The organism is Thermosynechococcus sp. FA-CM-4201, from assembly GCF_054689355.1.
Window position 1 is genome coordinate 2462404 of sequence record NZ_CP079920.1, and the last position, 26201, is coordinate 2488604.

The window sequence follows — 26201 nt, forward strand, 5'->3', positions numbered from 1 at the left end:
GCCGTATCTTGGAGAGGAACGTGCCAGATACAATAGATAAGCTGTTCTTTCGGGAAAACTGTTGTGGACGATCGCTACGACCCCCAAGTGATTGAGGCCAAGTGGCAACAGGAATGGGCTGCACGCCAGATCGATCGCACCGACACCGATCCGAAAAAGCCCAAATTCTATGCCCTCTCGATGTTTCCCTACCCCTCTGGGAATCTGCACATGGGGCACGTCCGCAACTATACGATTACCGATGTCATTGCCCGCTGTCGGCGGATGCAGGGCTATCGCGTTCTCCACCCGATGGGCTGGGATGCCTTTGGCCTACCGGCAGAAAATGCCGCCATTGAACGGGGGATTCATCCTCGCGTCTGGACACAGCAAAACATTGCCCAAATGCGCCAAGAACTGCAACGCCTTGGCCTCTCCTACGACTGGGAGCGGGAAGTGGCCACCTGTCATCCCGACTACTACCGCTGGACGCAATGGCTGTTTTTGGAATTCTTTGAGGCGGGCTTGGCCTACCAGAAGGAAGCAGCAGTGAACTGGGATCCCGTCGATCAAACGGTTTTGGCCAATGAGCAGGTGGATAGCGAAGGGCGATCGTGGCGATCGGGTGCCTTAGTGGAACGGCGACTCCTGAAGCAATGGTTTCTGAAAATTACCGCCTATGCCGAGGAACTGTTGAATGACTTAGAACAACTGACCGGCTGGCCAGAGCGGGTGAAATTGATGCAGGCCAACTGGATCGGCAAGTCCACGGGTGCCTATCTGGAATTCCCAATTGTTGGCAGTGATGAGAAAATTGCTGTTTTTACCACCCGTCCCGATACTGTCTATGGGGTGACCTACGTGGTGCTGGCGCCTGAACATCCCCTGACGCCGAAAGTGACCACTAGCCGCCGCCGCAAAACCGTTGAAGCCTTTATTGCCAGTGTGCAACAGGAAAGTGAACTGGAACGCACAGCGGGCGATCGCCCCAAGCGCGGTGTGGCCACCGGTGGCAAAGCCCTGAACCCCTTTACCGGTGAAGAAATCCCGATCTGGATTGCCGATTATGTCCTCTACGAATACGGTACCGGTGCCGTGATGGGCGTGCCTGCCCACGATGAGCGGGATTTTCAATTTGCCAAAGCCCACAAGCTCCCCATTCGCCAAGTGATCATCCCCCCAGAGGGCAAAGCCAGTGCCCGTCTCAAGGCCGCCTATACGGAGCCGGGGAGATTGATCAACAGTGGTCCATTTGATGGCATGGACTCCACCACAGCTAAAGCAGCGATTACCGAATATGCAACCACCCAAGGCTGGGGACGGCAGCAAGTGCAGTATCGGCTGCGAGATTGGCTCATTTCCCGCCAACGCTATTGGGGTGTCCCCATTCCCATCATTCACTGTCCGCAGTGTGGGGCAGTGCCTGTGCCTCGCTCAGAATTACCCGTGCTGCTCCCCGAGGAAGTGGAGTTTACGGGTCGGGGCCCTTCTCCCTTGGCGAAACTGGCTGCATGGCGGGATGTCCCCTGCCCGAAATGTGGTACCCCTGCCCAGCGGGAAACGGACACAATGGACACCTTTATTGACTCCTCTTGGTACTACTTCCGCTACGCCGATGCTCGCAACAGTGAAGCCCCCTTTGACCCAGCAGCCATCAAGGACTGGTTACCAGTGGATCAGTATGTGGGAGGCATTGAGCACGCCATTCTCCATTTGCTTTATTCGCGCTTTTTCACTAAAGTTTTGCGCGATCGCCAGTTAGTCCATGTCAGTGAACCCTTCCAACGTCTTCTTACCCAAGGCATGGTTCAAGGACGCACCTACAAAAATCCCAAAACGGGTAAATACGTCATTCCCAGCCGCATCGCCGATCTCAGCCAACCCACTGACCCCGACACAGGGGAAGCCCTAGAGGTCGTCTATGAAAAAATGTCCAAGTCCAAGTACAACGGCGTTGCTCCCGGCGATGTCATCCAACAATACGGTGCCGACACAGCACGGATGTTTATTCTCTTCAAAGCGCCCCCCGAAAAAGACCTTGAATGGGACGATGCCGATGTTGAAGGCCAATTTCGCTTCCTCAACCGCGTCTGGCGCCTCGTGCAAACCTTCAAAGCCAACGGCGGTCAGCTTGGCCAACCCCTACCCACCCCCCTGACTAAAGCGGAAAAAGACCTGCGCCGTGCCATTCACACTGCCATCAAAGAAATTAGCGACGATCTGGAAGGGGACTATCAACTTAACACCGCCGTTGCTGAACTGATGAAACTCAGTAATGCCCTTGGCAGTGCCGACTGCTACACTTCGGGGGTGTATAGCGAAGGCATCCAAACCCTACTCACCCTACTTGCCCCCTTTGCCCCCCACATCAGCGAAGAACTCTGGCAACAACTGGGTGGAACCGACTCCATCCACCGTCAGCCTTGGCCAAAAGCAGACCCCACTGCCCTCGTTGCCGATGAAATCACCCTTGTCATTCAGGTCATGGGCAAAACCCGTGGCGCCATTCAAGTGCCTGCCACCGCCAGCCAAGCCGAACTTGAGGAAGCCGCCAAGCAGTCAGAGATTGGCCAACGCTACCTAGCGGGCAAAACGATCAAAAAAGTGATTGTTGTTCCCGGCAAGTTAGTGAACTTTGTCTTAGCTCCCTAAACACTCACTGGTTGCCGCAGTCCACCCGCAGGAATACCTGCTTCTCGCTCGCGCTTTGCAGTGGTTTTGGGCGTGGGTGCCCCATTGATCACAATTCCCAGCAGCTTCTTGGGAAAACTCAGATCATATTCCTTGCAGACATTCATAAAGGCTTCCCGCTCCGTGTGGTTGAGCCGTAAGACCAAGAGAGCACCATCAACAACGGTTAGCAGGCGATTGGTCTCCGAATCAGTCAACTGCGGTGGCGTATCCAGAATCACCCAGTCAAAGGCTGCTTTCATCTCCTGTAGTAGAGCCACACCCGCTTCAGAACTCAAGCGACCAGTGCCTTGCCCTGCCGTCAGTACCCACAACCGCTCTGAATGTTGCTGTAGGAGTCCTTGCCAGTAGGGAGGCGGCGTTGACCCTGCCAGTAGTTCGCCAACCCCCGACGTATTAGCGATACCTAAGGCCGTATGCAGTCCTGGTTCGCGCAGATTGGCATCGACTAGAAGCACCCGTTGTCCCAGTGAAGCTGCTGCCAGTGCCAAATAAAGGGCGATCGTCGTTCGTCCTGCCCCTGCTTCTGCTGACGTAATCGCAACTATCCCCCGCTGGCGCTGTTGCTGCATCCGTCCCACCAAGAATAGAAAGCTCTCCTGAAAAGCTTGAGGGCTATTGGGCAAATGGTGCTGTAACCCCCAGAGTGCCACAGGTTGTTCCAGACGATTAAACGAGAATTGATCCCACTCTGTCGTTAAAGGCACTTGACCGATCACGGGTGCAGGCGATCGCTTAAGCACCTGTTGCAGATCCTGAAACCGTGGATCCATGAGATCCAGCATAATGGCCACCACTGCTCCCGAAAAGCCCCCCAACACCATCGCTAGGATCAAAGCCACGAGGAACCGCATTGTTAGTTCATACTGTTCTTCGTCATTGATGTCGGAGAGTAACTGCCATGTAAAATCTTGCTGGGCAATTTGCAGTTGGAGCGATTGCCGTGTCTGGAGCAATAATTGCAGAGCTGACTGCGCCGCTGCAATCCGCTGTTCAATTTTACGAAAACCCAGTGTTAAGTTAATTGTGCGATTAATTTGATCCTCTACCTGCCGAATCTGTTCCTGTAGGCGACTGTTGACCCGCTGTAGAGACTCATACTCAACTCCTGCGGTAATATAATTCGTAATCAAATCTGCTGATGTTGAGCTTTGATAACCTATTAAGTTATCTGGGTTGTTGACGGCATTCCGTTGAGCAATGGTGCGTGCTTCAGATTGCAGTTGCTGCAGGAGTTGCTGCCGCTCTGCCTCTACTTGTTGTACCATTGGCGAGTTTGCTGGAAATAAACTCATTTGCTCAGCTAGCCGTTGTTCAACTTGACGCAGTGCACCAAGCTGAGAAGTATAACTAGGGGAAGTACTTAAATTAACGGCTACTAAGGCCTGCTGGGGGGTCATCCCCAATTCTTCTTCAAGGGCACGAAAGCGCTGCTGAAAGGCATCTATTTTAGCTTCAGTGTCGCTTTGAGCTTGTCGTAGCGTTGTCAATTGCGATCGCCATTCATTGGCATCTTGGCTAGGAGAAAATACTCGATTAGCTGCTCTGAAATCCCGCAAATCTTTCTCTAATTCTTCAATTTGCCGAATAGTTTTATTAATCTCATTATTGATATAGCGTAAATTTTGTTGAATTTGTCTATTTTTCTGCTGCTCATTAAAGTTGATAAGATAATCTGAGACTAGATTGAGAACAGAGCGGATTTTATCTTTATCCTTTGATTGAAACTGAATTCTAATGATTCTAGAATTAGAAGAACCTGTTAGCCTTCCTGCTCCAGAGCTTTCGGCAGTAATCGATAAACTCTTAATAAAACTTTTGTAAGGATACTTTTCAGGATTCAGCTCATCTGGGTATTCAGCTAGAAACTTTTCATAGATCGGTTGCAACACTAAGTCACTATTGAGAATTTGCACAAGGGTTTGGCTATCACCACTCGTTTGCCCTGAGAGCAAGGGTAAACTTGGAAGTCCTTGTATTGCATCAGAGATTGCTCTTACTTGTGCTCCAGAGCGCGCCCCTGGCTGTTGAATAGCCTCGACTTGCATCAAAATTGAATGACGATATGTGCGAAAACGCAGGAAGTAGCCAGCAAGAACGAGGCCTGCCACACATCCTGCGGTGAGTACCCCCACTTTCCAGCGACGCTTGATACCACCTAAAAGCTGGCGCAGGTCAATTTCATCTTCATCTGACTCCTGAACAGCGGGGGCAGGGTCATGGACACCATTCTGGAGCTGACCGTTTTGATAGGCGGGGTTTGTCGGGAGTGTGGATTCCTTAATCACGTGGATTTGTCCTCTCATTGAAGAACAGCGAGTAAGTGCGACTGTAGCATGAGTGTTGACTCGATTTTAGACGGCTAATTGCTATACTGGCTACCAAACTGACTCATGACCTTAGTGGTAGATGAATCACCTTGGAACCAATGCTTCCCTGATTACTCGGATTACAGATGGGCTGGCGATCGCCGGGCTTGCAGTCGTTGACGGATGGTTCCTTGAGCAAGGCACATTGGCTCCCCCTTCTTTCAGTGTTTTATTACTGAGCATTATGCTGTTTTGGCTCTTTGCCGAACTCTGGGGTGCCTACCAAGACTTGCGTATTCGCCCTTTTTGGGTAGAGGTGCGGCGGATCAGTGCAGCATGGCTCTCTACAGGACTGAGTTTACTCGTTTTGGGTTGGATTTTTAAGCTCACTGCTGCTTATTCACGGCTGGGGATGGCGTTCTGGTTTTTATTAACACTTTTTTTGCTGGGGGCTGGACGATATAGTATCCGCCAAGTTCTTAAAATCATTCGCCGCAAGGGCAAAAACCGTCGCCGTGCCGTGATTATTGGTGCAGGTTGTTTAGGACAGCGTTGGTTGAGGACACTACACAGCCATTCCCATCTTGGCATTGATGTTTTAGCCTTTTTTGATGATGCCCCAGCGTTATGCAATAGCTTGGTTGAAGGCATTCCTGTCCGAGGCAACACGACAGCCGCAGCCCAATTTGTTGCAGAAAACAAAGTTGACTTAGTTTATCTAGCATTGCCTTTAAGAGCAGAAGAGCGGCTACGGCAGATTATGCAGCAGTTCCATGACTCAACAGCCACCGTGTATCTGCTCCCTAACATTTTTGTTTTTGAGCTACTGAATCTGCGCCTTTTTCAAGTCGATGGAATTCCTCTCATTGCCCTCTCAGAATCACCGCTAACGGCTTACAATGCCTTTATGAAACGGCTAGAAGATTTAATTTTAGGAACAGTTGCCTTAGTTCTTTTAGCTCCTGTCATGCTCCTCATTGCCCTCTTGATCAAGCTAGATTCTCCAGGCTCTATTTTCTTTCGCCAAACCCGCTATGGCTTGGATGGTCGGCCAATCAAAGTCTGGAAGTTTCGAACGATGACAGTTTGCGAAGACAAAGGTGAAATTATCCAAGCAAAAAGAAACGACCAACGCATAACTCGAATTGGCAAAATTTTACGACGTACTTCATTAGATGAACTACCTCAGCTTTTTAATGTTTTGAAAGGCGAAATGAGCCTTGTAGGGCCACGTCCCCATGCCACTGCCCATGATGAATATTATCGGCAGATGATTGACCACTACATTTGGCGGCTAAAAGTGAAACCAGGAATGACAGGGTGGGCGCAAGTCAATGGCTGGCGAGGAGAGACTGACACTGTTGAAAAAATGCAAAAACGAGTTGAACATGATCTTTTTTATATTAAAAATTGGTCTCTGTCTTTAGACTTTTGCATTTTGTGGCTCACAATTTGGCGAGGGTTTATTCATAAAAATGCTTATTAAATTTTAAGATAAAATAATTGACAAAATATTCTCTTTATGATATAATAGGTTTTAATTTAATACTTTGAAGGATACCACTCATGCAAGCAAAAGATTTTTGGAATAATATATTCTCCCAAGGAGCAGCAAGCCCTTATAGTCGAGTTGAAATGCCCAATCTTAATGATCCAGTTCTCAATGCAGCTCTAAGTCATTTTGGCAACATCAGTGGCAAAACATTGATAGATTTAGGTTGTGGTCGAGGTGCTAGCTCGCTTTTTTTTGCCTATCATGGTGCAACTGTTATTAGTATTGATCTAAGCGAAGTAGCAGTTGAAAACTTGTCCATCTATTGTCTCAATAATCAGATTAACAATATAAAGGCAATCAATATTCCTGCTCAGGAAATATCTAGCTTAGAGCCAGTTCATTATATCTTTGGTTCAATGATTTTACACCACATAGAGCCTTTCGATAAGTTTGCAAAAACTTTAGCCAATTCTCTCACTTCAGGCGGTAAAGCTTTTTTCTACGAAAATAATGCTATGAGCAATCTTCTCATTTGGTTTCGAGAAAACCTTGTAGGAAAGCTCTGGATCCCTAAATACGGTGATCCAGAAGAATTTCCACTTACATCAAGCGAGGTTGATGAATTGAAAAAATACTTATCTGTAACAGTAGAGTATCCTGAGTTACTTTTCTTTAGGCTAATATCTACATATATTCTTAGAGGGAGACTGAACAAACCTTTTGAGTTTCTTGATAATTACTTTTATCAGTTTAGTAATTTCAAAAAATACAGCTATAGACAGTATTTATACATAGAGAAAGATAATTAGTATCATGTTCATTTTGCAGCTCACTGCGCGGCATAAAAAATCTTACTAGAACTATAGCTCAGGAAAGCTCAACATGATTAAAGTCATTAGTATTTCAATTCAAAACTATCGATGTATTGATAAAGCTGTCAAGATTAATATTCAGCCTTTAGCAGTGTTGGTCGGCAAGAATGATACGGGAAAATCAACTATTTTACGAGCACTAGAAAGCTTTTTTAATCCAAAGCAATTTAACTGGGATGACCAGCATACTCAAGGTGAGCCAACAGAAATCAGTGTGACTTGCGAACTAGCTATTTCACACCAATTCATTGAGAGACTGAGAAATATAAATTTACTCAGCCAAGAAAATACTTTCAGAATGCGTCGTATGTGGGAACAACGAGGGCGTGGATGCCGAACATCACTATGGAATTTCTGGAATAGCGAATGGGTTGATGTTCCCAGTTCTGGAAATTCAGCAATTCGTGAGATTGCCCATGAACTATCAGAAGTTTTACCTAGCTATCAGTATTTTCATGCTCGTGGCAGCCTTCAAGAAGCAGAAAGTGCTATTCAGCAATATCTACGGAGAATCATCCAGAAAGAATGTGAAACGAACCCTGCTGTTCTTGAACTACAAAGGAAATTAGAGACAGTGATTGAAAAGGAGCTAGAATCAATTACTGAAAAAATTAGAGCAGCGACATCTAGCTCGGAAACGCTAAATGCTAAACCAGATTTCAATTGGTCGAAAATGCTTGATATTAGCTTTACGATAGGAGAGAAAGACTTAGCTATCAATAGTCGTGGGGATGGGTTTCAGCGCATTACTATGCTATCGTACTTTGAGTACTTAGCTGAGAGAAGTATATCGAGCAATAATACGCAAAAGCAAGAAATTATTTTCGCAATTGAAGAGCCTGAAACCTATTTACATCCTTCAGCCCAAGAAACCCTATTTTCTCGTCTAGTGGAACTCGCACATTTGGGCTATCAAGTTCTCATAACCTCTCATTCACCTATTATCGTTGCCCAAGCACCACTATCCTCTTTAATTCATGTGCAGCGTCAAAATAACCTTGTTCATTATGAGACAGAGAATCCTGCTTTAGAGTTAATTATCCGTGATCTGGGTATTGCACCAGACAGTCAGCTAACTAGCTTATTAATACAACACAAGGGATTTATTTTGGTAGAAGGCAAAGATGATGTCATTGCTTTGAACCATACTAGTCAAGTGTATAAAAAAGCAGGGGAAATTGAAAAAACGTTTGAAGAAATGGGTGTTATCATTTTACCTGTTGGTGGTTGTGGAAACATTAAACATTGGCTGAACCTACAAATCATTCAGCGGCTCAATAAACCATTCATTGTGTTCTTTGACTCTGATAGAGAATCAAGGGATGGTCTGTCGCGACGACAGCAAGAACTAGAGAGACTTGATCATCTTGACCCTTCTATTATTTTTGTTACCCGAAAGAGGGCAATAGAAAACTATATTCTTGATTCTGTAGTTAATCGCCTGAATCCATCACTCAATTTGAATTACACTGATTTTGACAATGTAAAAAAGTTACCCAAAGTAGGTAACTTCATTGAAAAATACTTTGAGCGACTGACGTTTACTGATCTAAAAGCTGCATTTGCACCTAATAACGAAGAAGATGAGTTTCTCAAGTTATATTATAAGATTTATGAATTAGTTTTTTCCATCCAGTAACGTTTATGCATCGAAATCATAGTCTTGAGCCTTTTGGGAATCCATCTCTCGTAAAGACCAAGTTTATATCCGACCAATTTCGCTAATATTCTGCAACCCCAAAAAGGTATCAAAAGAATATTATTTCTGATTACATATTTAGCTTCAGAGATTAAATACTTAAAACCCTCGCTATCTGCTTTTCCGAAGTTCTGATGAAGCCATTTTTGACGAGAGTGAAAAACACCGATATCAAAGTATCTTTTAAATTCCTCAATTAATGAGTAATTATGTGAATGAAAAACACAAGCTTCTGCATTATAATAAATCTTCCAACCTTTTAAGAGCATTCTAGCAGCAGCACATACATCCTCACCCATGATTGTATTATCTGGAAAGCGACCAATTGCGTTTAATGCAGAGACTCTATAGGCTGCAAAAGAGTTTGAACAAAAAGGTGCTCTTATGCCTAGTCTAGGAATATCTTCTCTTGAGATTATCCTAGAATATTCTGGGTAGTTAAATAGCCTCAAGTGCCGAGCAAAAATGGTTGCGTTTTCATGAGGTAACTGGCGACCATAGGCTACTGCAACACTAGGATCATCAAAAGAAGAAATCAGTTTCTGAAGTGCTGTTGGTTCTGCAAGAATTGCATCTTGGGTCATGAAAATTACAATATCAGCATTACCAATGTAATCTAAGGCAAATGAACGTGTACGACCATGATTAAATTCATGAGGCAGGATAGATATCACTGTAAAGCCATAATTTCTAGCTAGTTTTATTGTTTGATCAGTCGATGTAGTATCAATTAATAACTTAATATCAAGGCTAATTTGTTGCTGATCAATTGATTGGAGGACTAACTTCCATAGATCACCTGCATTTCTAGTAGGTATAGTAAGTGCAACTTTGTATTTCATAGAAGCAAACATTTAAATTTCATTAAGCAGTTCTATTAAGATAGAACCATCATAGTTAGTACGAATAAATTCTTGGCTTTTCTGAATCAAATATAACCTCATTTCTTCATTCTTTATTAGCTTATCAACAGCGTTCGCAAAGTCAACAGGATCATTGGCTAGTAAAAAATGCTCATTAGGTACTAATCCTGATCCTTCAACTCCAATTTCAGTGCTTATAAGAGCAAGACCATTCAATATTGCTTCAATACTTTTCATTTTAAGTCCTGCACCATTTAATATAGGACTGATAAATATTCTAGAAGAATCATATAGGCTATCTAATTCCACAGGTGAATCATAGATTGATACATTATCATAAGCTCGACAAATTGAATAAAGCCATTCAAGAGATGTACCTTTTGTGTTACCTGCAATTATTAAGGAATAATCATTACTAGTTACTAATGGATGAACTTTCTCAAGGTACCATGTAATTGCTGAACGGTTATCAGGAGAATATAAGGAGCCAACAAAAATAACCGACTTCCCAAGACGAGGTTCCCTGCAAGATTTATGTTTGACTAATGGAGGAAGCCATAGAGATTTGGCTGCGTGTTCAGGATAAAGCTTTATGTGATCTAAATACTCTTTATTTGATATGAATAGCAATTTATCAGCTTTTTCATAAAGGTAAGGCTTAATCCTTTTCATTTTTAATGATTCTAAGCTATAGTATAAATACTTAAGTGGATTTTTTGTACTATTTGCAAGCTCACGAAAGTATAAACATTCATTATTGTGAACTCTTACGTAGAGCTTTTTATATGATAATGTTCTATTAAAAAGAGCCATAAAAACATAGTCGCCTTCCATGATTACTATATCATATTCATTTGAGAAATAAATATTCTTTAGTAAGAGTCTTGAAATTATTTGAAAAGGATCGGGGTGAAGCATAAAAAGTATGTTCATTACTCTAGGTAGTACCCATAAGTTATGAGTGTATTTTTTAACTATTTCAATGTAATCTTTTTTTGAATTTTCGTTTGTTGCTACTACAAGATCAACATTATATCCATTGCTCTTCAAAAATTCTAAGCGATACATAACATCAACTCGTCCACCGAAATTAGGTGGATATGGAAACACAGGTGATATTTGTAAAATTTTTCTATTATTATTTAGCATAAGCAAGATTTGCGTTTAGTTATGTTTAATTCACATAAGAATATCCAAAACCACAAGTATGGTTGGTTAAAATCAGGTACACCTACACACATACCGAAAAAGACAGTTAACAAACTGAGAGCATAAGAATACCCAAAATTAAAATCCGTCATTGAAGTATTCTTAGTAAGTTTTCTAACTAAGTGATAAAGGTATAGAGTGAATAAAAATAAACCAATCAAGCCAGTGTTTGATGCCAAGTATAACAAGAGACTTGATGGCCGATTAGCTCCAATACCTGCACCTATGAAGTAGGTCTTCATTAAAACTATAAATGATAGTTGATCAGCTCCTAACCTATTTAAACCAGACTCATTAGTAATTTTTTCTATAAACTGATATCTGATAAGCAGAGTAATTAATTCAACAATATTAAACGTAATAGCAAAGATCAATAATATAGAAAATAAAGCAGCTACTATTAGGAGCTTTTTGGCTTTAAAGTTGGCAATTTCTTTTCCAGAGATAATTCTTGAAGATATAACCATTATATGCCCAAATATCATAGCTGAAATGCCAGTTGTAGAGGTAGATGCAAGAGTTGCTATACTATAAATCGTATACATAAGAAAATCGTAAGAAAGAACTCTGCGTGCCCTACATAAGAAAAAAATTGAGAAACCTGATGAGAAAAGACTAAAAAAGGAAGGTTCTGAAAAGGTTGAACTAAATCTATAAATTCCATCACCAAATGACTGTGAATGAGCATGCAACCCAAATTCATTACTTAAAATTATTTCATATGGATAATATATACCAAATAATCTGCTAATTAATTCCCATAACAAGAAAAAGATTGGTATTACTGCTACCATGTACAAGAAAGTATCTAGGGAAGAGTCAAATGAATAACTGAATTGCTTTGCTGAGCTTTTGTGGTTAGAAATATATACAATTGTTAGAATATTTAATAAAAGGTAAAATAGTTGACCAATGATACTTAAGTTAAGACTTAGTGGTCCAATACTTGCAAGTGACAAGCCTAATCTAGGAATTATCACTTCCGTTCCTTGAAATAACAGAGGAGAAATTATAGAAGTTGTCAATACATAAGCAAAGAAAAAATATAGATAGATTTTTTGATCCAATACAACTTTTAACGATTTATTTTTTATAAATTTGTAAACTAGCACTGTAAAAATAATAATTTGCACACAGGGATAGATTAGTAATGGAAAACCCGTTTGCCCACCAAAGCCAAAATTGTAGAGAGAAAATCCCGGAAAAACTGAAGAAAGCAACAACAGATATACTAGACGCATATTAATAATAGTAATCCTTGTCTAAACTCTTGATTGAATAGCTCCGAAATTTTTTATAATTCTAAGAAAAAGCAGGATTATTTGAGTAGTTTTTGAGCAAAAAATCATATTAATTCGAAAATCATCTAATAATGACGTAAGTAATTTTTGTGATGAAAATCCTTTTGTAGAGTAATCGCCAGCAATAAAGCTTGCTCTGACTATTCTTACTTTTTCTTTATATACCCTCATTATAAACTCAGAATCAGCAGCCACAGGATAAAAGTATGAGTATAATCCATATAAGTCGTGGAGGTTCTTTTTTATCAAAGTTCCTACAGCATGGACACTTACGAGACTATGTGCACCATGTATCCATAGTGGTGTTTTTCTCGGTTTAATAATTCTTCCAGTTTCTATCCTTACTTGAGCAGTAACTATATCAGGATAATGTTCTAGCAGAACTACAGATTTATAGTTTTGTATTGCTTTACAGTCAAGTTTATCATCAGCACCAACTACTAAATAATAATCTCCCCTAGCGAACTTTATTCCTTTATTCAAAGCATGATAAATTCCACAGTCTGGCTCACTAACATAATCGGTAATAACATCACGAGCGTTTTTTATAATCTCTAATGTTCTATCTTGGGAGGCTCCATCAATAACAATCCATTCAAAGTCTTTATCTGTTTGCTGACGGATAGACTCGATTAACCCGGGCAAATGCTCAGCCGCATTGTAGGTTGCTGTGATGATCGAAATTGACGGTGCTTTTTCAGGCATCGTTCAGCTTCTTGGTATTCTTTCTTGGGTAGCATAGCATGGAATATATCGTGGTATCTCAATTTGATGCAACCCTAAGGCTTAACTCTCTGGTTTACTGGTCTCTCCGGAGCTGGGAAGACAACGCTGGCTCACTATGTCCACAAGCAGCTTCAGGTGGCGGGTCGTGCCGTTGAACTTCTGGATAGTGATATGGATTTGGAGACGATTGAGGAGAGTGCGGCTAAGGTGTTGCAAAAGCTGGCGGAGTTTGGTGTGGTGTGCCCAATCGTTGAGTCCTAGGGGGTCGATCGCTCCCCAAAAGCGTCTAGGATAGGGACTGTAACCGTTCGAGCAGCGAGTATGGGTGAGGCAAAACGGCGCAAAGAAACCCTCGGTGATGCCTACGGTCAAGAAAAGGGGGGGTGGCTTAAGAAGGAGCAACTGCTGCTGATTCAGAAGTGGGTGACGCGGGGCACGTGGGTGGGCATTGGCCTACTGGTGGTCATTTGGCTTACGGTTCGCTTTATTGGCCCAAGTCTAGGATGGTGGCAATTGGCGGCAAATTAGGACGGAGATGTTAGAGCTTCTGGCGACGCTGGCGTGGTACTGGGGACAACCGCGCATGGAGGAACTCCAAGTATTACTTTTTCCCCCGCAAGTGGCATTACAGCAGTATCGCGATCGCTACCTGCAAATGCTGACTCAAGAAGGTTTCTCCCCCAGTCAACAGGGGATCTGGGTTCAAAGTGCTCAGCAGTTACTCGTGAATCACCAGGGCGATCGCCCCCTTTCCGCTGCCTCGGTCACTAAAATCGCTACGAGCCTCGCTGTTCTGGATAAGTACCCCTTTGACTATCAGTTCCTCACTCGCATCGGCACCACAGGCACGCTAGAAAATGGTGTCCTCAGGGGGGACTTGGTCTTAATTGGCGGCAATGATCCCCTCTTTGTCTGGGAGGAGGCGATCGCCATCGGTAATGCCCTCAATCGCTTGGGAATTCGGCAAGTGCAAGGGAACTTAATCATCGTTCCCCCTTTTATGATGAACTTTTACCCTGACCCCCAGACCACCGCAGCGCTATTTCAACTTGCTCTAGATCACCGCCGTTGGACGCCTGAAATTCAAGCCGCCTATGAACAGCACCTCAAGGGGCAACCCCGCCCCCAAGTCAGTATTGCGGGTGAAACACGTTTCCAAAGCACGATCCCTGCGAGTGTTACCCTTCGCTTAGAGCATCGCTCACTTCCCTTGGGGGAAATTGTGCGGCAAATGAATATCTACAGCAACAATGAGATTGCGGAAACGCTAGCGGCAATGGCAGGGGGTGCTACAACCGTGGCTCAAGTGGCTGCCCGTAAAGCCAATGTGCCCCCCAGTGAGATTCAACTGATCAACGGCTCAGGTCTGGGGGAGGAGAATCGCATTTCTCCCCGGGCGGCTTGTGGAATGCTTTTGGCGCTTCAGGGCATGCTCGCTCAGAAAAATCACAGTCTGGCGGATGTGCTACCCATGGCGGGGCGCGATCGCGGTACGTTAGAGTATCGTCAATTGCCTGCGGCAACGCTAGTGAAAACCGGATCCCTTTGGAATGTGAGTGCGTTGGTTGGCGTCTTACCCACGGCGAAATACGGCACCGTCTGTTTTGCGCTCCTCAATGGCGGTGGCAACCTAGAAGGGTTTCGGCAGATACAGGATCGCTATGTGCAGCACCTCAGTCAAACGTTACAACCGAGTCAAAAACCGGGGGCGGAATTCCACAGCCAACCTGCTTCTCCTCGCTTGGGGGATCCGCAGCGCATTCAACTTCTGACGGCTCAATAGGCAATGACGGCTCAACAACTGGGAATTGTCGTCCAAGGCTCCCTCAGTCAAGGCCTTGAAGTGCGGCTGAGTGGCAGTGTCTCCGTTGAGGAACTGCGGGTTGGTCAATTTTTGGTGGTGCAAGGCCAGCGATCGCGCTTCTTTTGTCTGCTGACGGATGTCGTGCTTGGTACGGCCAATCCCCGCATTCTGCTCAATCCCCCCGCCCTTGAGGATACCTTTTTGCAGGAGGTACTGGCGGGTACGGGCACGTTTGCGACGCTGAGTGTGGCACCGATGTTGATGATCCTCAACGATGAGCAGGATTTACTGCCCGTAAAAACCATCCCTGCCCATTTCAGTCCTGTCTATGAGGCCAGTGAACGGGAGTTTCGCGCCGTATTTGGCTGGGAAGACGATCCGCAGCGGCGCAATTTTGTCATTGGGACTCCCTTGGATATGCAGGTACCCATTTGCTTGGATTTGGATCGCTTTGTCGAGCGCAGTAATGGCGTATTTGGCAAGTCGGGTACTGGCAAGTCCTTTTTGACACGGCTGTTGCTGTCGGGGATTATCCGCAAACAAGCGGCGGTGAACTTGATTTTTGATATGCACTCGGAGTACGGCTGGGAGGCCACCCGTGAAGGCAAGCAACTGAGCACGGTTAAGGGATTGCGGCAACTGTTTCCCCGCCAAGTCAAGATCTATACCCTTGATCCTGAATCCACCCAACGGCGAGGGGTGCGCGATGCCCAAGAACTCTACATTGGCTTTGATCAAATTGAGGTGGAGGACTTGGCCTTGGTGCAGGCGGAACTGAACCTGTCAGAGGCCAGCCTTGAAAATGCAATTATTCTGCGCAATGAGTTTGGCAAGGGCTGGATTAGTCGCCTCTTGGTGATGACGAATCAGGAAATTCAGGAGTTTTGCGAAACAAAGATGGGCAGCAAAGCCTCGATCATGGCGCTGCAACGGAAACTAACACGGCTGGAACAACTGAAGTACCTGCGCAACACCTGTACCAAGAACTACATTGGCCAGATTTTGGACACCCTTGCGGCGGGTCAACATGTGGTGATTGAGTTTGGCTCCCAAGCGAATATGCTCTCCTATATGCTGGCGACGAATATTATTGCCCGCCGTATTCACCAAGCCTACGTGCAGCAGTCGGAGGTGTTTCTACAAACAAAAAATCCCAGCGATCGCCCGCGTCAACTGGTGATCACAATTGAAGAGGCTCACCGCTTCTTGGATCCAGCGACGGTGAAACAAACCATCTTTGGCACGATCGCCCGCGAAATGCGCAAGTACTTTGTCACACTCCTCGTTGTCGATCAACGGCCTTCGGGCATTGATAGCGAGATCATGTCGCAAATTGGCACCCGCATTACAGCACTCCTCAACGATGAAAAGGACATCGAGGCCATTTTCACTGGCGTGGCGGGTTCGCAGCAGTTGCGATCGGTGTTGGCCAAGCTGGATTCGAAACAACAGGCGCTTGTGCTGGGTCATGCGGTGCCGATGCCCGTGGTGATCCAAACCCGCAGCTATGACGAAACCTTCTATGCCGAGATCGGCGATCGCGATTGGGAGGAGCTACCTACACCCATGTTATTGGAGGCGGCTCAAGCGGCAAAGTCAGATCTGGGGATCTAGCCTAGAGCTTTAGAATTGATCCTGAATCAACTCTCAGTGAGGAGAACACTGTGGCGCACACTATTGTCACGAATACCTGCGAAGGGGTTGCCGATTGCGTTGAGGCGTGTCCCGTGGCCTGTATTCATCCGGGGCCGGGCAAAAATGCCAAGGGCACCGATTGGTTCTGGATTGATTTTGCCACCTGTATTGACTGTGGCATTTGTTTGCAAGTGTGTCCTGTGGAGGGGGCGATCGTCCCTGAAGAGCGCCCTGATCTGCAAGCAACGCCGGCATGATGACTGAGCAATGGCTCGATCGCGTGCGGCTTTTGGGGAGCGATCGCTGGCAACAAGTACAACTTACGAATGGCAAAGTGACGGCGATCGGCACTGACTTGATTCCCCCCGATGGCTCTCAGGTGCTGGACTTCGGCGGTGATTATCTCTCCCTTGGGGGCGTCGATCTGCAAATCAATGGTGCCTTGGGCATTCCGTTTCCTTGGTTAAAGACCGCCGAACCACTGCCCAAAATTGGCCGCTATCTTTGGCGAGAGGGGATTGATGCCTACACCCCGACGATTGTGACTGCCCCCCTCGCCGAAATTCACACTGCCTTGCGGGTGATCCACGAGTACACGCCCAATGCGCAAGAGCCTGAAGCCAAGATTTTGGGTGTGCATTTGGAAGGGCCTTTCCTCAATCCCCAGAAGCGCGGTGCCCATCCTCAGTCTCATCTTCAGCCCTTGAGCCTAGAAAGGGTGCAAACGGTTCTCGGGGAGTTCAGTGATGCCGTTCAGATTCTCACCCTTGCTCCAGAATTAGATGCCAGTGGTGAAGTGCTGCCCTATCTGCGGCAGTTGGAGATCACCGTGAGTTTAGGTCACTCTTTGGCCACAGTGCAGGAAGCGCAGGCGGCCTTTGATGCCGGTGCCACAATGATTACCCATGCCTTTAATGCCATGCCCCCTCTGCATCATCGCGAGCCGGGGTTATTGGCAGCAGCCTTGACGGATCAGCGGGTCTGGTGCGGTGTGATTGGCGATGGGGTTCATGTTCATCCGCAAATGCTGAAGGTGTTGTGGCAGTGCGCGGGCGATCGCCTGTTTTTGGTCAGTGATGCTCTAGCACCCCTTGGCTTGGGGGATGGCATCTACCCATGGGATCAACGGCACATTGAGGTGAAAAATGGCACTGCTCGCCTTGAGGATGGGACTCTCTGTGGCACAACGGTTCCCCTCTTGGCAATGGTGGGGCGCTTGGTGGATTGGGGTGTGTGTGACTTTGAGGCGGCTCTGGCCTTGGCAACACTGAACCCCCGCCGTGCCATTGGTTTGACGACGGCGTTACTCGGGCAACCGGTGGGTCATCTCCTGCGCTGGCGATCGCCCCACCACTACGAGCGATTGGTCAATGATCTACAGGCTACCTTGCTCGGCAACAACCGCGAGAATCACTAGGATGGCATAAATCGCTGAGCCAAGAAATCCCAAGATAAAGGCAATCAATGTGAATAATTTGGCTTTATTTGAGGCATCCAATGCCCCAGCGCGATCGCCGGCCGCTAACCTTGAATTGACTTGGGAAGCAAAAATAATAGCGACAATGCCGAAAGGTAAACAGCAGCAAATCGTGGATAGAATCGCTGGAACCATGTAATTGGGAATATTTTCATTTGAAGGGTTCATTGTTAAATTTCCTTAAAAATCAGGTTTGAATAGGGTTTAGAAAAGTGAGAGCAATTGATTAGCTATCTTTGAACAAGCACAGGCTAGCCTATTTTTTCTCTAAAGGCAATCATCTGCCTTGCGCTTTTGTCAAGAGTCGCCCTCAGTCGCCGCAAACGTCGGTAGGGTATGGCAAACTAAAGAGGAATTCACTTAGCTTGCAACACGGAAACTGATCGTGCCTAAAATGCTTGCCCGTTTAACCCTGAGTCTGGGTCTTGTTCTCCTGAGTGGCAGTCTGGCAACGGCACAAGTGGTGTTACCGCGCACCCTTGAACTCAATGCCAAGGAGATGGAGCAAAATGGTTTTATCGTGGCGCAAGAAGCCCTGCAACTGGCGCAGTTCCAGCAATTTCAAGATGCTTTGGTGCGGGCAAAACTGGCAGTACAGTTGGCTCCTCAAGCCCACGAAATTTGGGCATTGCTGGGGGGACTCTACCTTACCGTCAATCAACCCAAGGATGCGGTGCCAGCCCTAGAGCAGTCTTTGAAACTCAATGATAAAAATCCGGGGGCTTATTTCAACTTAGGTTCTGCCCATTTTCGCCTAGGGCACTATGGAGCCTCAGTGCAGGCGATCGAGCAGGGATTGGCACTCAAACCCGATGCCACAGAGGAATGGTTCAACCTTGGCAATGCCTATCTCAAATTGGGACAAAAGGATCGGGCGATCGAGCAATACCGCCGCTCATTGCGCTTGGATCGTCAGTTTTGGCCAGCCTATACCAACATTGGCCTTGTGCTCTATGAACAAGGCAATATCCGCCAAGCAGCCAAGAACTGGGAACAGGCAGCAGATATTGACCCCAAGGCAAGCGAACCAAAGCTGGCTTTAGCAACAGCCCTGCTGCAACTGGGGAATGAAGCAAGAGCACTACAACTGGCCGAGGAAGCCCTGCGCCTTGATAGCCGCTATGGCACGGTGGAGTTTCAACGCGAAAACCTCTGGGGCGATCGCCTAGTGGCCGATACGCAAACCCTATTGGCCAAGCCCCCCCTGCGGGCACTGATGAGCCAACTCCAACCTGAGCAATCTGCCCTTCCTCAGCCCTAGGATGATTGAGATTCGTGCGGCAGAAGTCACCGACCTGCCCAGTGTGGCTCAACTCGTGGCACTGAGTTTTCATCCCGGTGGCGGTTGGCAAGCCCTTTGGCGCAGTTTTGTCCAGTTGGGGATTGAGCAGGATTTGCGCGATCGCTGGCAGCGCGAGCGTCCCCACTACCACTGTTGGCTAGCCGTCCTATCCACAGGTCGATCTGCTCTATGTGTGGGGAGTGTGGAAGTGCAACTCCGTGAGATCAAGGGTGAACCCAAACCTTATTTGTCCAATTTGGCGGTGCATCCCGACTACCGGCGGCGGGGCATTGGTCGTTGCTTGCTGCACACTGTTGAGACCCACCTTTGCCCTACCTATTCCGATCTCTATCTGCACGTCCTTGCTCACAATCAAGCGGCGCAGCAGTTATATGCCCGCTGTGGCTTTGCAGTCGTTGCGGAAGGCTTCACATTTTGGGGAGAGCGGAAATTGCTCCTACGGAAGTCCCTTGCAGGCGATCGCCCCTATTCCCCGTCACCCATTTCTTCGTGGGTATGAGTCACCGTATTGGCAGAGACGGCTGCCCCTTGGTCTAGCTTTTGCCGCACCTGCTGTTCGACCTCTTGGGCAAAGGCAGGGTTCTCCTCCATGTATTTAATGGTGTTGTCGCGGCCTTGGGCAAGATTTTCGCCGTTGTAGGAATACCAAGCCCCTTTGCGGGTAATCACACCGGTTTCCTCGGCCATATCGAGAATGCAGCCGAGATTGGAAATGCCTTTACCAAAAATAATGTCAAACTCAGCAATGCGAAAGGGCGGTGCCACCTTGTTTTTGGCCACCTTGACTTTGGCGCGAATCCCAAATTCCTCCGTTCCCTTCTTCAGGGTTTGTACCCGCCGAATATCCAAACGTACTGAGGCATAGAACTTGAGGGCGGTTCCCCCGGTTGTCGTTTCGGGGTTACCGTAGGTGACGCCAATTTTTTGCCGCAATTGGTTCAGGAAAATCACGGTGCAGCCCGTTTTACCGATATTGCCGGTAATTTTGCGCAGGGCTTGGCTCATCAGGCGGGCTTGCAGTCCCACATGGCTATCCCCCATATCCCCCTCAATTTCGGCACGGGGCACCAACGCGGCAACGGAGTCCACCACCACAATATCTACGGCTGTGGAGCGCACCAGTTGATCAACGATTTCTAAACCCGCTTCCCCAGTATCTGGCTGAGCCACCAGTAGGTTTTCAATGTCCACGCCGAGGGCAGCCGCATAGGTGGGATCAAGGGCATGTTCAGCATCGACAAAGGCAGCCACGCCACCCGCTTTTTGGACTTCGGCCACCGCATGGAGCGCCAAGGTGGTTTTCCCCGAACTTTCAGGGCCATAAATTTCAATGATCCGCCCCTTCGGCAGTCCACCCCCCAAAGCAAGGTCAAGAGTGAGTGCCCCGCTAGAGATGGTTTCCACCTTCATACGGGTGGCATCCCCAAGGCGCATAATGCTGCCCTTACCAAAATTGCGTTCGATTTGGGAGACGGCAAGCTCAAGGGCTTTACGCTTTTCGGGGGAAAGGGTGGTGTCACTCATAGAAAGTCGAAGAAGTGGGCACTTTTCTAGGTTAGCGGATTGGCGAAATTGATGGCTGAGCTGCGAGGGGGAGTTAGATCAGCTTGCGACGGACAACGATGGCATTGTCACCCACCACTGGATCGCGGACAAGCAAGCGACCTTCAGTATCCACCACAATCACGGTCTGATACCCCAAGTCATGGGCGGTTTGCCACAGGTTCTGGGCTAGTTGATCCTGCTTTGTAGGACTGAGATCATACCAACTGTTGGCCAGCATCAGTTCCAAGCGCTGCTCGCTGGGGGTGAGGGTCAGGGTGGGATCAAGGGCGTTGCTGTAGCGATCGCAAATGGCCAGCAATTGCTGGCGGACGGTGAGGCTGTCACTGACGAAGGTGGAAGGAGCAATCAACCTTGGTGCTGGTGTGGGTGTGGGTGTCGGCTGGGGCATTGGGGCGGGCGGGGGGGGTGTTACCGCTATTGGTGTGGGTGCCGGGCGGGGTTGCACAAGGACACTGGGTTGGGGACGCTGGGTGGCTTTCACTGTTGGCCGTGGGGGCGATTGAAACCAACTGAGGGGATTCAGCCAGAGCAGAATGAGGAGTAGGGCGATCGCGATCGCCGTCAATGTGGCGCGGTTATAACGCTCCTGTAGATGACTCGGCAGCCGTTGCTGTACCCAGCCCATTCCCTGCCACCAGAGGGCTGCCCCGCGACTGACCCATGAATGTTCCGGAGTCAACTGCTCTGGGGCGATCGCCCGTTGTGTGGCCACCCCCTTGAGTTGCTCTGCGGCCTTGCTAAGCAGTGCACTGATCCCCTGAAGCATGGCGATCGCTTCCCGCAACAGCAGGGGGAACAGTTTTTGCCAAAGGGTGGGCTTGGGGGTCATTTGGGAGCGCCAATCGATCGTATGAGCTATTTTTGATCCTACGGCATCATATCGCCGCAAATCGCTGCTGCAAAACCGCCGCTGACTGCTACCATGATCCCAAGACAAAACGAGATAACAACGTGAAGGGCATTCAGCAATTTAATATTGAAGGATTCCAGCGGCAAATTCGCAGTGCCCCCGTGCCTGTGATCGTGCATTTTTGGGCTCCTTGGTGTGGCCTGTGCCGCCTGATTGATCCCCTGCTGGATCAACTGGAGCAGTCGCTGCCCCAACGGTTGCAAATTCTCAGGATCAATGCTGATGAAAATTTTGCCCTTAGTCGTCACTTCCAACTGACGAGCTTGCCAACCCTGCTTTTTTTCGATCGCGGCGAATTAGTGCAGCGGTTTGATCCTGCCCTTGTTAAGGGGGACTTTCGTCAAGCCTTGCAGCAACTGCTTGCCCACTCCTTTCCTAGCCTCTTGCCCGCTGAGTCCCACCGCTCCTAAGATCCGAAGTTGCGATGACCAAGCTGCGTCGCCTCAGTCAGTTTTTAGAGGAACGCTGGGTGACCCCCGCCTATGCGGGACTGCTGCTATTGGGCATGAATCTCTTTCTTTTTGCCGCAGCCATTAATTCGATGGCGGGTTGGCTGTACGTGATTACGGGGATCATTTTTGGTCTGCTCTTGGTGGCCGCGATTCTACCGCCGCGCTATTTGCGGGGATTAGTGCTGGAGCGAGCCAAGGTGAATCCAGTTCATGCGGGCGATCGCCTACGTCTTACGGTCTTGCTCAGCAATGCCACCCAAACGCCTCGCCACAATTTGCAAGTGATCGACCCTGTTCCCCGTGCCCTCTGGGCGGCTACCCAGCGCGAATGTCCCCAACAGGCGATCGAGCGGCTGCCACCACAGGAAACAATCACCTGGCAGTACGATCTCATCCCACCGCGTCGGGGGATTTATGAGTGGCAACAGCTTCGGCTGCGCACCGCCGCCCCCTTGGGTCTCTTTTGGTGTCAGCGTTCATTTCCTGTACCGCAGCAGGTGGTGGTTTATCCGCAGGTTCTGCAATTACAACAGTGTCCGTTGCTGGATCAACTGGGGCAAGAGATTTCCCAAGAGTGGCGCGATCGCCAGCATCATCTTCACGTTGCCCAAGAGGGCATCACCCGTGCCTTACGTCCCTACCGCTGGGGAGACCCTTTGCGTTTGGTGCATTGGCGCACCAGTGCCCGTTATGGCGAACTGCGGGTACGCGAGTTTGACACCTTTAGCGGTGGTAATGCCGTGACCGTTGCCCTCGATACCCACCCCCACTGGAGCGGCGAAGACTTTGAGCAGGCAGTCATTGCGGCGGCTAGCCTCTATCTCTACAGTTTGCAACAGCAAATTCCCGTCCAGTTTTGGAGTCCCGCCACGGGCATGCTCCACGGTCAGCCAACAGTACTGCGGGCACTGGCGGCGATCGCCCCCTGCGACACCTATGCTGAGTATCCCCTTGATTCCCTTGTTTGGCTCACCAGTCAATGGCCTAGCCCTGAACCTCTACCCCCTGGCAGTGTCACCCTGCTCTGGGGAGAGCCACCCTCACGGCGGCAAGGGGCAATGCTTTGGATTGATCGCGATCGCCCCCTCGGCAGCCAATTACAAATCCCTATCAGCTACCCCCTGTCTTAGGGCAGCGGGCGCCACTCACCACTGCTGACAAAGGCAGCCCAAAAATAAGGAATTTGCTTGCTGGGGTCATTCATTAACTGCAACTGCGCTTGCCGTAGGGCTTCACTGCGTCCCTTGCCAGCCGCCAGATTTTGATAAAAGGCAACCATCAGTTGTTGGGTCGTGGTGTCATCCACCTTCCAGAGAGAACTCACTTGGGTACGTGCCCCCGCCAAGGTAAAGGCTCGCCGCAAGCCATAGACACCATCGCCATTGAGAATATCGCCGCGCCCCGTATCACAGGCGGACATCACCACTAACTCGGTGCCATCGAGGTTGATGCCGGTGACTTCAAAAGCCGTTAACACGCCATCATCCACCCCACTCTGCCGTTGATTGAAGCCCGCCAACGCAAGGCCAGAGCGCAAGAGAGGATTTTCACCGCCAAAGGGGACATAGGCATTAAGACCACGGGTATTTTGCAGGACTTGGGGAGAGACGGGCGGACTCTCTAAGAAAAATCCATGGGTAGCCAAGTGGAGCACGCGGGGGCGGCGGGTTTCTTTGATCGCGGTTTCGGTGGCACTGCTGCCTGTGAGCACTTGGGCTTGGGGCAAGAGTGTACTCAGGGTTTTCACCTCGGTGGCCGTCCCCGGCAATTCTGTAAATGTCAGGCTGCGCAAATCCAGCGATCGCGGGTTCACTCCCCGCTGACCACCGGCCACGGCACGACCACTCCCTTGACTAAAGGTGGGATTACCCACCACCAAGGGGGGATTGGCAGGTTTGCCCCGCTGTTGGAGCCGCAGCAAGTCGCGGCCTGAGGTGAGCAGCGTGATGGTATAGGACTGCACTAGATAGCGATCCTGCCGATCCACCAAGGCCTCAAAAGGCAAGGTATTCAACTGGCCATCAGGGGCGACGAGCAGATGGGTACTGCCTGCTAGGAAGGGTTCTAGAGGAGCCAAGAGGCGCTCATAGGCGGCCTTCAAAGAGGGCTTCGTTACCGTAGCGGGCAATCTTGGATCCGCCATCCGCTGGCGGGCTGCCTTAATGACCGTATCGAGATCAGCGACAGTACCCAAGTCGCGCCATTGGGGAGCACCACTATTTTTCAGGGCATAGAGGGCATAGCGGGGGGCTTCCCAGCGGTTGGTTTTCGGGTTGTAGGGCACATATTCAATAAATTCCAGCAGCACGGCATTGGCGGGAATTGCTTGCTGCACCGCACTGAGGGTGACAGGGGTGACTTCCAAACGGAAGTTGGCATTTTGGCTCACTAGTTGCGCTTCCAGTTGGTTGGCACGCTGTTCGAGTTGGCTAATTTGGCTGGCCGGCGGTGGGCGATCGCGCACAAAGGTGAGGCTGGCAATCTGTGTTCGCACACGAATTAATTCATCCAGTTGCTGCTGCCCCGAGGCATCCAGTTGATTGCGTAGGCGGCTGGCCGTTGCCGCTAAAACATCCAACAACCGACCTTTACGGCGCAAAATGGTGGTCAAGGCTAGGTTGGCCACTGCTGGATTCTGGGGATTCCCCTGCAAGTGGAAGGAAATCGCGGTGTTGGTGGAGTCTTGAAAGGTGGCCAGATAGTTGCGTTTATATTCCTCGGAGCCAACCACGAGGTTACGGCTGAGGTTGACCTCTTCAATGTCAAGGGCACGGTTGAGAGCGGTTAAGGCCTCATTGATTGTCCCCTGCGCCCAGTAGGCTTTGGCTAAATTGGCAAGACTCAGCGCCAAATAGGGATGCTCGCCACCGAGGGTACGCTGCCGCAGGGCAATACTGCGTTGATAGAGGGGCAGTGCCGCCCCATAATTCCCCTGGACTCGATAAAGTTCAGCCAAGTTGTTGAGGCTGGTGGCAACATCGGGGTGATCTGTGCCCAGCACCTTTTCACGGATCGCCAAACTGCGTTGGTAAAGGGGAAGCGCCGCGCCATAATTGCCCTGAGCACGATAGAGTTCGGCAAGGTTATTCAACACCGTTGCCACCAAGGGATGTTCTGCCCCTAAGGCGGGTTCGAGCAGGCCAAGACTGCGCTGGTAGAGGGGCAAGGCTGTGGTTAGGCTGCCCTGCAAATGGTACATCACTGCCAAGTTGTGCACACTCAAGCCCACATCGGGATGGGTCTTGCCCAGGGCTTGTTCACGGATGGCGAGGGCGCGTTGATAGAGGGGCAGGGCCTCACCGTAGTTGCCTTGATCGGTGTAGAGGTTGGCGAGGTTATTGAGGCTGGTGGCAACATCGGGATGATTGGCGCCAAGGGCTTTTTCACGGATAGCTAAGCTGCGCTGATAGAGGGGAATCGCCTCACTAAAGTTGCCCAGTTCCTTGTAGGTCACGGCAAGGTTATTTAAGGTTGCGGCAAGGGTGGGGTGATTGGGGCCTAGAACCCGCTCGGCGATCGCCACCAACTCCCGCGAGGGTGCCACCGCTGCGCCATAATTGCCCTGTTTTTGCAACTGCTCAATCTGATTTGTGAGGGCAATGACATTATTACTATCGCCGCCAAAAGAGGTTTTGCGAATCACATCTAGTTCACTGACGGCGGCACTATAGCGCTGTTGTAGGGCATCCAACCGCTGCATAATATCGCGCAACTGTTGGGCTTCATTTTGTGCGAGTCCCCGCTGGTAAAGTCCTGTGGTTGTGGCGATCGCCAACAGAATCGCAAAACAACACCGATGGCTCAACAACCGTTTCATAGGACACCTGCCGCTGTTGCTACTTCCATCCTAGATAGTGGGGATTGAAATGCCTTCTGGTGTAACAACAAATTACAGTTACCCCGTAGTTCA

23 protein-coding genes are annotated in these 26201 nt (G+C 48.6%); 14 read left to right on the forward strand and 9 right to left on the reverse strand.

Annotated features, from left to right (window positions below; translation table 11 throughout):
* Positions 1-63 precede the first annotated feature (63 nt).
* Positions 64-2631, forward strand: coding sequence for a leucine--tRNA ligase (gene leuS, locus KV190_RS11995; protein WP_460193590.1), 2568 nt, complete (start codon positions 64-66; stop codon positions 2629-2631).
* On the opposite strand, the gene KV190_RS12000 is transcribed toward leuS, so the two are convergent.
* On the reverse strand, positions 2628-4958 hold the full coding sequence (locus tag KV190_RS12000) for a GumC family protein (RefSeq protein ID WP_460193591.1): 2331 nt from the start codon (positions 4956-4958) through the stop codon (positions 2628-2630). The genes leuS and KV190_RS12000 overlap by 4 nt on opposite strands.
* A 121-nt stretch (positions 4959-5079) precedes the next feature.
* Between KV190_RS12000 and KV190_RS12005 the strand changes: the two genes are divergently transcribed.
* The 3 genes from KV190_RS12005 to KV190_RS12015 all read left to right on the forward strand — a co-directional run bounded on the left by KV190_RS12005 (position 5080) and on the right by KV190_RS12015 (position 8985).
* Positions 5080-6465 (forward strand): undecaprenyl-phosphate glucose phosphotransferase, encoded by a 1386-nt coding sequence (locus tag KV190_RS12005; RefSeq protein WP_460193592.1) that lies wholly within the window; start codon positions 5080-5082, stop codon positions 6463-6465.
* An 80-nt stretch (positions 6466-6545) separates the two neighbouring features.
* Complete coding sequence (locus KV190_RS12010) at positions 6546-7283, forward strand: class I SAM-dependent methyltransferase (RefSeq protein ID WP_460193593.1); 738 nt, start codon at positions 6546-6548, stop codon at positions 7281-7283.
* A gap of 73 nt (positions 7284-7356) precedes the next feature.
* The gene (locus KV190_RS12015) at positions 7357-8985 is read left to right on the forward strand and encodes an ATP-dependent nuclease (protein WP_460193594.1); all 1629 of its coding nucleotides are present in this window, start codon (positions 7357-7359) and stop codon (positions 8983-8985) included.
* Here KV190_RS12015 and KV190_RS12020 read toward each other — a convergent pair.
* From KV190_RS12020 to KV190_RS12035, 4 genes are read right to left on the reverse strand one after another with little or no spacing between them, the layout of a single operon-like run.
* Positions 8958-9887 (reverse strand): glycosyltransferase family 2 protein, encoded by a 930-nt coding sequence (locus tag KV190_RS12020; RefSeq protein WP_460193595.1) that lies wholly within the window; start codon positions 9885-9887, stop codon positions 8958-8960. The genes KV190_RS12015 and KV190_RS12020 overlap by 28 nt on opposite strands.
* A 12-nt stretch (positions 9888-9899) precedes the next feature.
* The gene (locus KV190_RS12025; RefSeq protein WP_460193596.1) at positions 9900-11018 is read right to left on the reverse strand and encodes a glycosyltransferase family 4 protein; all 1119 of its coding nucleotides are present in this window, start codon (positions 11016-11018) and stop codon (positions 9900-9902) included.
* A 32-nt stretch (positions 11019-11050) separates the two neighbouring features.
* Complete coding sequence (locus KV190_RS12030; protein ID WP_460193598.1) at positions 11051-12358, reverse strand: hypothetical protein; 1308 nt, start codon at positions 12356-12358, stop codon at positions 11051-11053.
* A gap of 21 nt (positions 12359-12379) precedes the next feature.
* A complete protein-coding gene (locus tag KV190_RS12035; protein WP_460193600.1) occupies positions 12380-13123 on the reverse strand; it encodes a glycosyltransferase in 744 nt (247 codons plus the stop codon).
* A 156-nt stretch (positions 13124-13279) separates the two neighbouring features.
* Here KV190_RS12035 and KV190_RS12040 point away from each other — a divergent pair, with 156 nt between their 5' ends.
* Genes KV190_RS12040 through nagA form a run of 6 tightly spaced genes read left to right on the forward strand, consistent with a single transcriptional unit; the run spans position 13280 to position 18000 of the window.
* Complete coding sequence (locus tag KV190_RS12040) at positions 13280-13405, forward strand: hypothetical protein (protein WP_460193601.1); 126 nt, start codon at positions 13280-13282, stop codon at positions 13403-13405.
* A 60-nt stretch (positions 13406-13465) separates the two neighbouring features.
* Positions 13466-13672 carry a DUF2839 domain-containing protein gene (locus KV190_RS12045; RefSeq protein WP_460193602.1) on the forward strand — a complete coding sequence of 69 codons (207 nt, stop codon included), beginning with the start codon at positions 13466-13468 and terminating at the stop codon, positions 13670-13672.
* A 7-nt stretch (positions 13673-13679) separates the two neighbouring features.
* Positions 13680-14927: a D-alanyl-D-alanine carboxypeptidase gene (locus tag KV190_RS12050; protein ID WP_460193603.1), complete on the forward strand. Its 1248-nt coding sequence runs from the start codon at positions 13680-13682 to the stop codon at positions 14925-14927.
* 3 nt (positions 14928-14930) lie between these two features.
* Positions 14931-16562 (forward strand): helicase HerA domain-containing protein, encoded by a 1632-nt coding sequence (locus KV190_RS12055; protein WP_460193604.1) that lies wholly within the window; start codon positions 14931-14933, stop codon positions 16560-16562.
* A gap of 50 nt (positions 16563-16612) precedes the next feature.
* Positions 16613-16840, forward strand: a complete 228-nt coding sequence (locus KV190_RS12060; protein ID WP_011057929.1) for an indolepyruvate ferredoxin oxidoreductase subunit alpha — start codon at positions 16613-16615, stop codon at positions 16838-16840.
* Positions 16837-18000, forward strand: coding sequence for an N-acetylglucosamine-6-phosphate deacetylase (gene nagA, locus KV190_RS12065; RefSeq protein WP_460193606.1), 1164 nt, complete (start codon positions 16837-16839; stop codon positions 17998-18000). The genes KV190_RS12060 and nagA overlap by 4 nt, the downstream gene beginning before the upstream one ends.
* Here the strand turns inward: nagA and KV190_RS12070 are convergent.
* The gene (locus tag KV190_RS12070) at positions 17959-18228 is read right to left on the reverse strand and encodes a CD225/dispanin family protein (RefSeq protein ID WP_460193609.1); all 270 of its coding nucleotides are present in this window, start codon (positions 18226-18228) and stop codon (positions 17959-17961) included. The genes nagA and KV190_RS12070 overlap by 42 nt on opposite strands.
* Before the next feature lie 226 nt (positions 18229-18454).
* On the opposite strand from KV190_RS12070, the gene KV190_RS12075 reads away from it, so the two are divergent.
* Complete coding sequence (locus tag KV190_RS12075) at positions 18455-19321, forward strand: tetratricopeptide repeat protein (protein WP_460193611.1); 867 nt, start codon at positions 18455-18457, stop codon at positions 19319-19321.
* A gap of 1 nt (position 19322) precedes the next feature.
* A complete protein-coding gene (locus KV190_RS12080) occupies positions 19323-19862 on the forward strand; it encodes a GNAT family N-acetyltransferase (RefSeq protein ID WP_460193612.1) in 540 nt (179 codons plus the stop codon).
* Here KV190_RS12080 and recA read toward each other — a convergent pair.
* Positions 19829-20887 (reverse strand): recombinase RecA, encoded by a 1059-nt coding sequence (gene recA / locus KV190_RS12085; RefSeq protein ID WP_460193613.1) that lies wholly within the window; start codon positions 20885-20887, stop codon positions 19829-19831. The two genes, KV190_RS12080 and recA, sit on opposite strands and share 34 nt — an antisense overlap.
* Positions 20888-20960: 73 nt before the next feature.
* Positions 20961-21758, reverse strand: a complete 798-nt coding sequence (locus KV190_RS12090; RefSeq protein WP_460193614.1) for a hypothetical protein — start codon at positions 21756-21758, stop codon at positions 20961-20963.
* Positions 21759-21790: 32 nt separating this feature from the next.
* On the opposite strand from KV190_RS12090, the gene KV190_RS12095 reads away from it, so the two are divergent.
* A complete protein-coding gene (locus KV190_RS12095) occupies positions 21791-22249 on the forward strand; it encodes a thioredoxin family protein (RefSeq protein ID WP_460193616.1) in 459 nt (152 codons plus the stop codon).
* A 14-nt stretch (positions 22250-22263) separates the two neighbouring features.
* Positions 22264-23421, forward strand: coding sequence for a DUF58 domain-containing protein (locus KV190_RS12100; RefSeq protein WP_460193617.1), 1158 nt, complete (start codon positions 22264-22266; stop codon positions 23419-23421).
* Here the strand turns inward: KV190_RS12100 and KV190_RS12105 are convergent.
* Entirely contained in the window at positions 23418-26108 is a 2691-nt protein-coding gene (locus KV190_RS12105) for a CHAT domain-containing tetratricopeptide repeat protein (protein ID WP_460193618.1), read from the reverse strand. The two genes, KV190_RS12100 and KV190_RS12105, sit on opposite strands and share 4 nt — an antisense overlap.
* Positions 26109-26201: the final 93 nt, after the last annotated feature.

Coding starts and splice junctions, on each gene's coding strand:
- KV190_RS12005 (WP_460193592.1), top strand. CDS start 5,080: ATGAATCACCTTGGAACCAATGCTTCCCTGATTACTCGGATTACAGAT.
- KV190_RS12010 (WP_460193593.1), top strand. CDS start 6,546: ATGCAAGCAAAAGATTTTTGGAATAATATATTCTCCCAAGGAGCAGCA.
- KV190_RS12015 (WP_460193594.1), top strand. CDS start 7,357: ATGATTAAAGTCATTAGTATTTCAATTCAAAACTATCGATGTATTGAT.
- KV190_RS12020 (WP_460193595.1), bottom strand. CDS start 9,887: ATGAAATACAAAGTTGCACTTACTATACCTACTAGAAATGCAGGTGAT.
- KV190_RS12030 (WP_460193598.1), bottom strand. CDS start 12,358: ATGCGTCTAGTATATCTGTTGTTGCTTTCTTCAGTTTTTCCGGGATTT.
- KV190_RS12035 (WP_460193600.1), bottom strand. CDS start 13,123: ATGCCTGAAAAAGCACCGTCAATTTCGATCATCACAGCAACCTACAAT.
- KV190_RS12045 (WP_460193602.1), top strand. CDS start 13,466: ATGGGTGAGGCAAAACGGCGCAAAGAAACCCTCGGTGATGCCTACGGT.
- KV190_RS12050 (WP_460193603.1), top strand. CDS start 13,680: ATGTTAGAGCTTCTGGCGACGCTGGCGTGGTACTGGGGACAACCGCGC.
- KV190_RS12055 (WP_460193604.1), top strand. CDS start 14,931: ATGACGGCTCAACAACTGGGAATTGTCGTCCAAGGCTCCCTCAGTCAA.
- nagA (WP_460193606.1), top strand. CDS start 16,837: ATGATGACTGAGCAATGGCTCGATCGCGTGCGGCTTTTGGGGAGCGAT.
- KV190_RS12070 (WP_460193609.1), bottom strand. CDS start 18,228: ATGAACCCTTCAAATGAAAATATTCCCAATTACATGGTTCCAGCGATT.
- KV190_RS12075 (WP_460193611.1), top strand. CDS start 18,455: ATGCTTGCCCGTTTAACCCTGAGTCTGGGTCTTGTTCTCCTGAGTGGC.
- KV190_RS12080 (WP_460193612.1), top strand. CDS start 19,323: ATGATTGAGATTCGTGCGGCAGAAGTCACCGACCTGCCCAGTGTGGCT.
- recA (WP_460193613.1), bottom strand. CDS start 20,887: ATGAGTGACACCACCCTTTCCCCCGAAAAGCGTAAAGCCCTTGAGCTT.
- KV190_RS12090 (WP_460193614.1), bottom strand. CDS start 21,758: ATGACCCCCAAGCCCACCCTTTGGCAAAAACTGTTCCCCCTGCTGTTG.
- KV190_RS12100 (WP_460193617.1), top strand. CDS start 22,264: ATGACCAAGCTGCGTCGCCTCAGTCAGTTTTTAGAGGAACGCTGGGTG.
- KV190_RS12105 (WP_460193618.1), bottom strand. CDS start 26,108: ATGAAACGGTTGTTGAGCCATCGGTGTTGTTTTGCGATTCTGTTGGCG.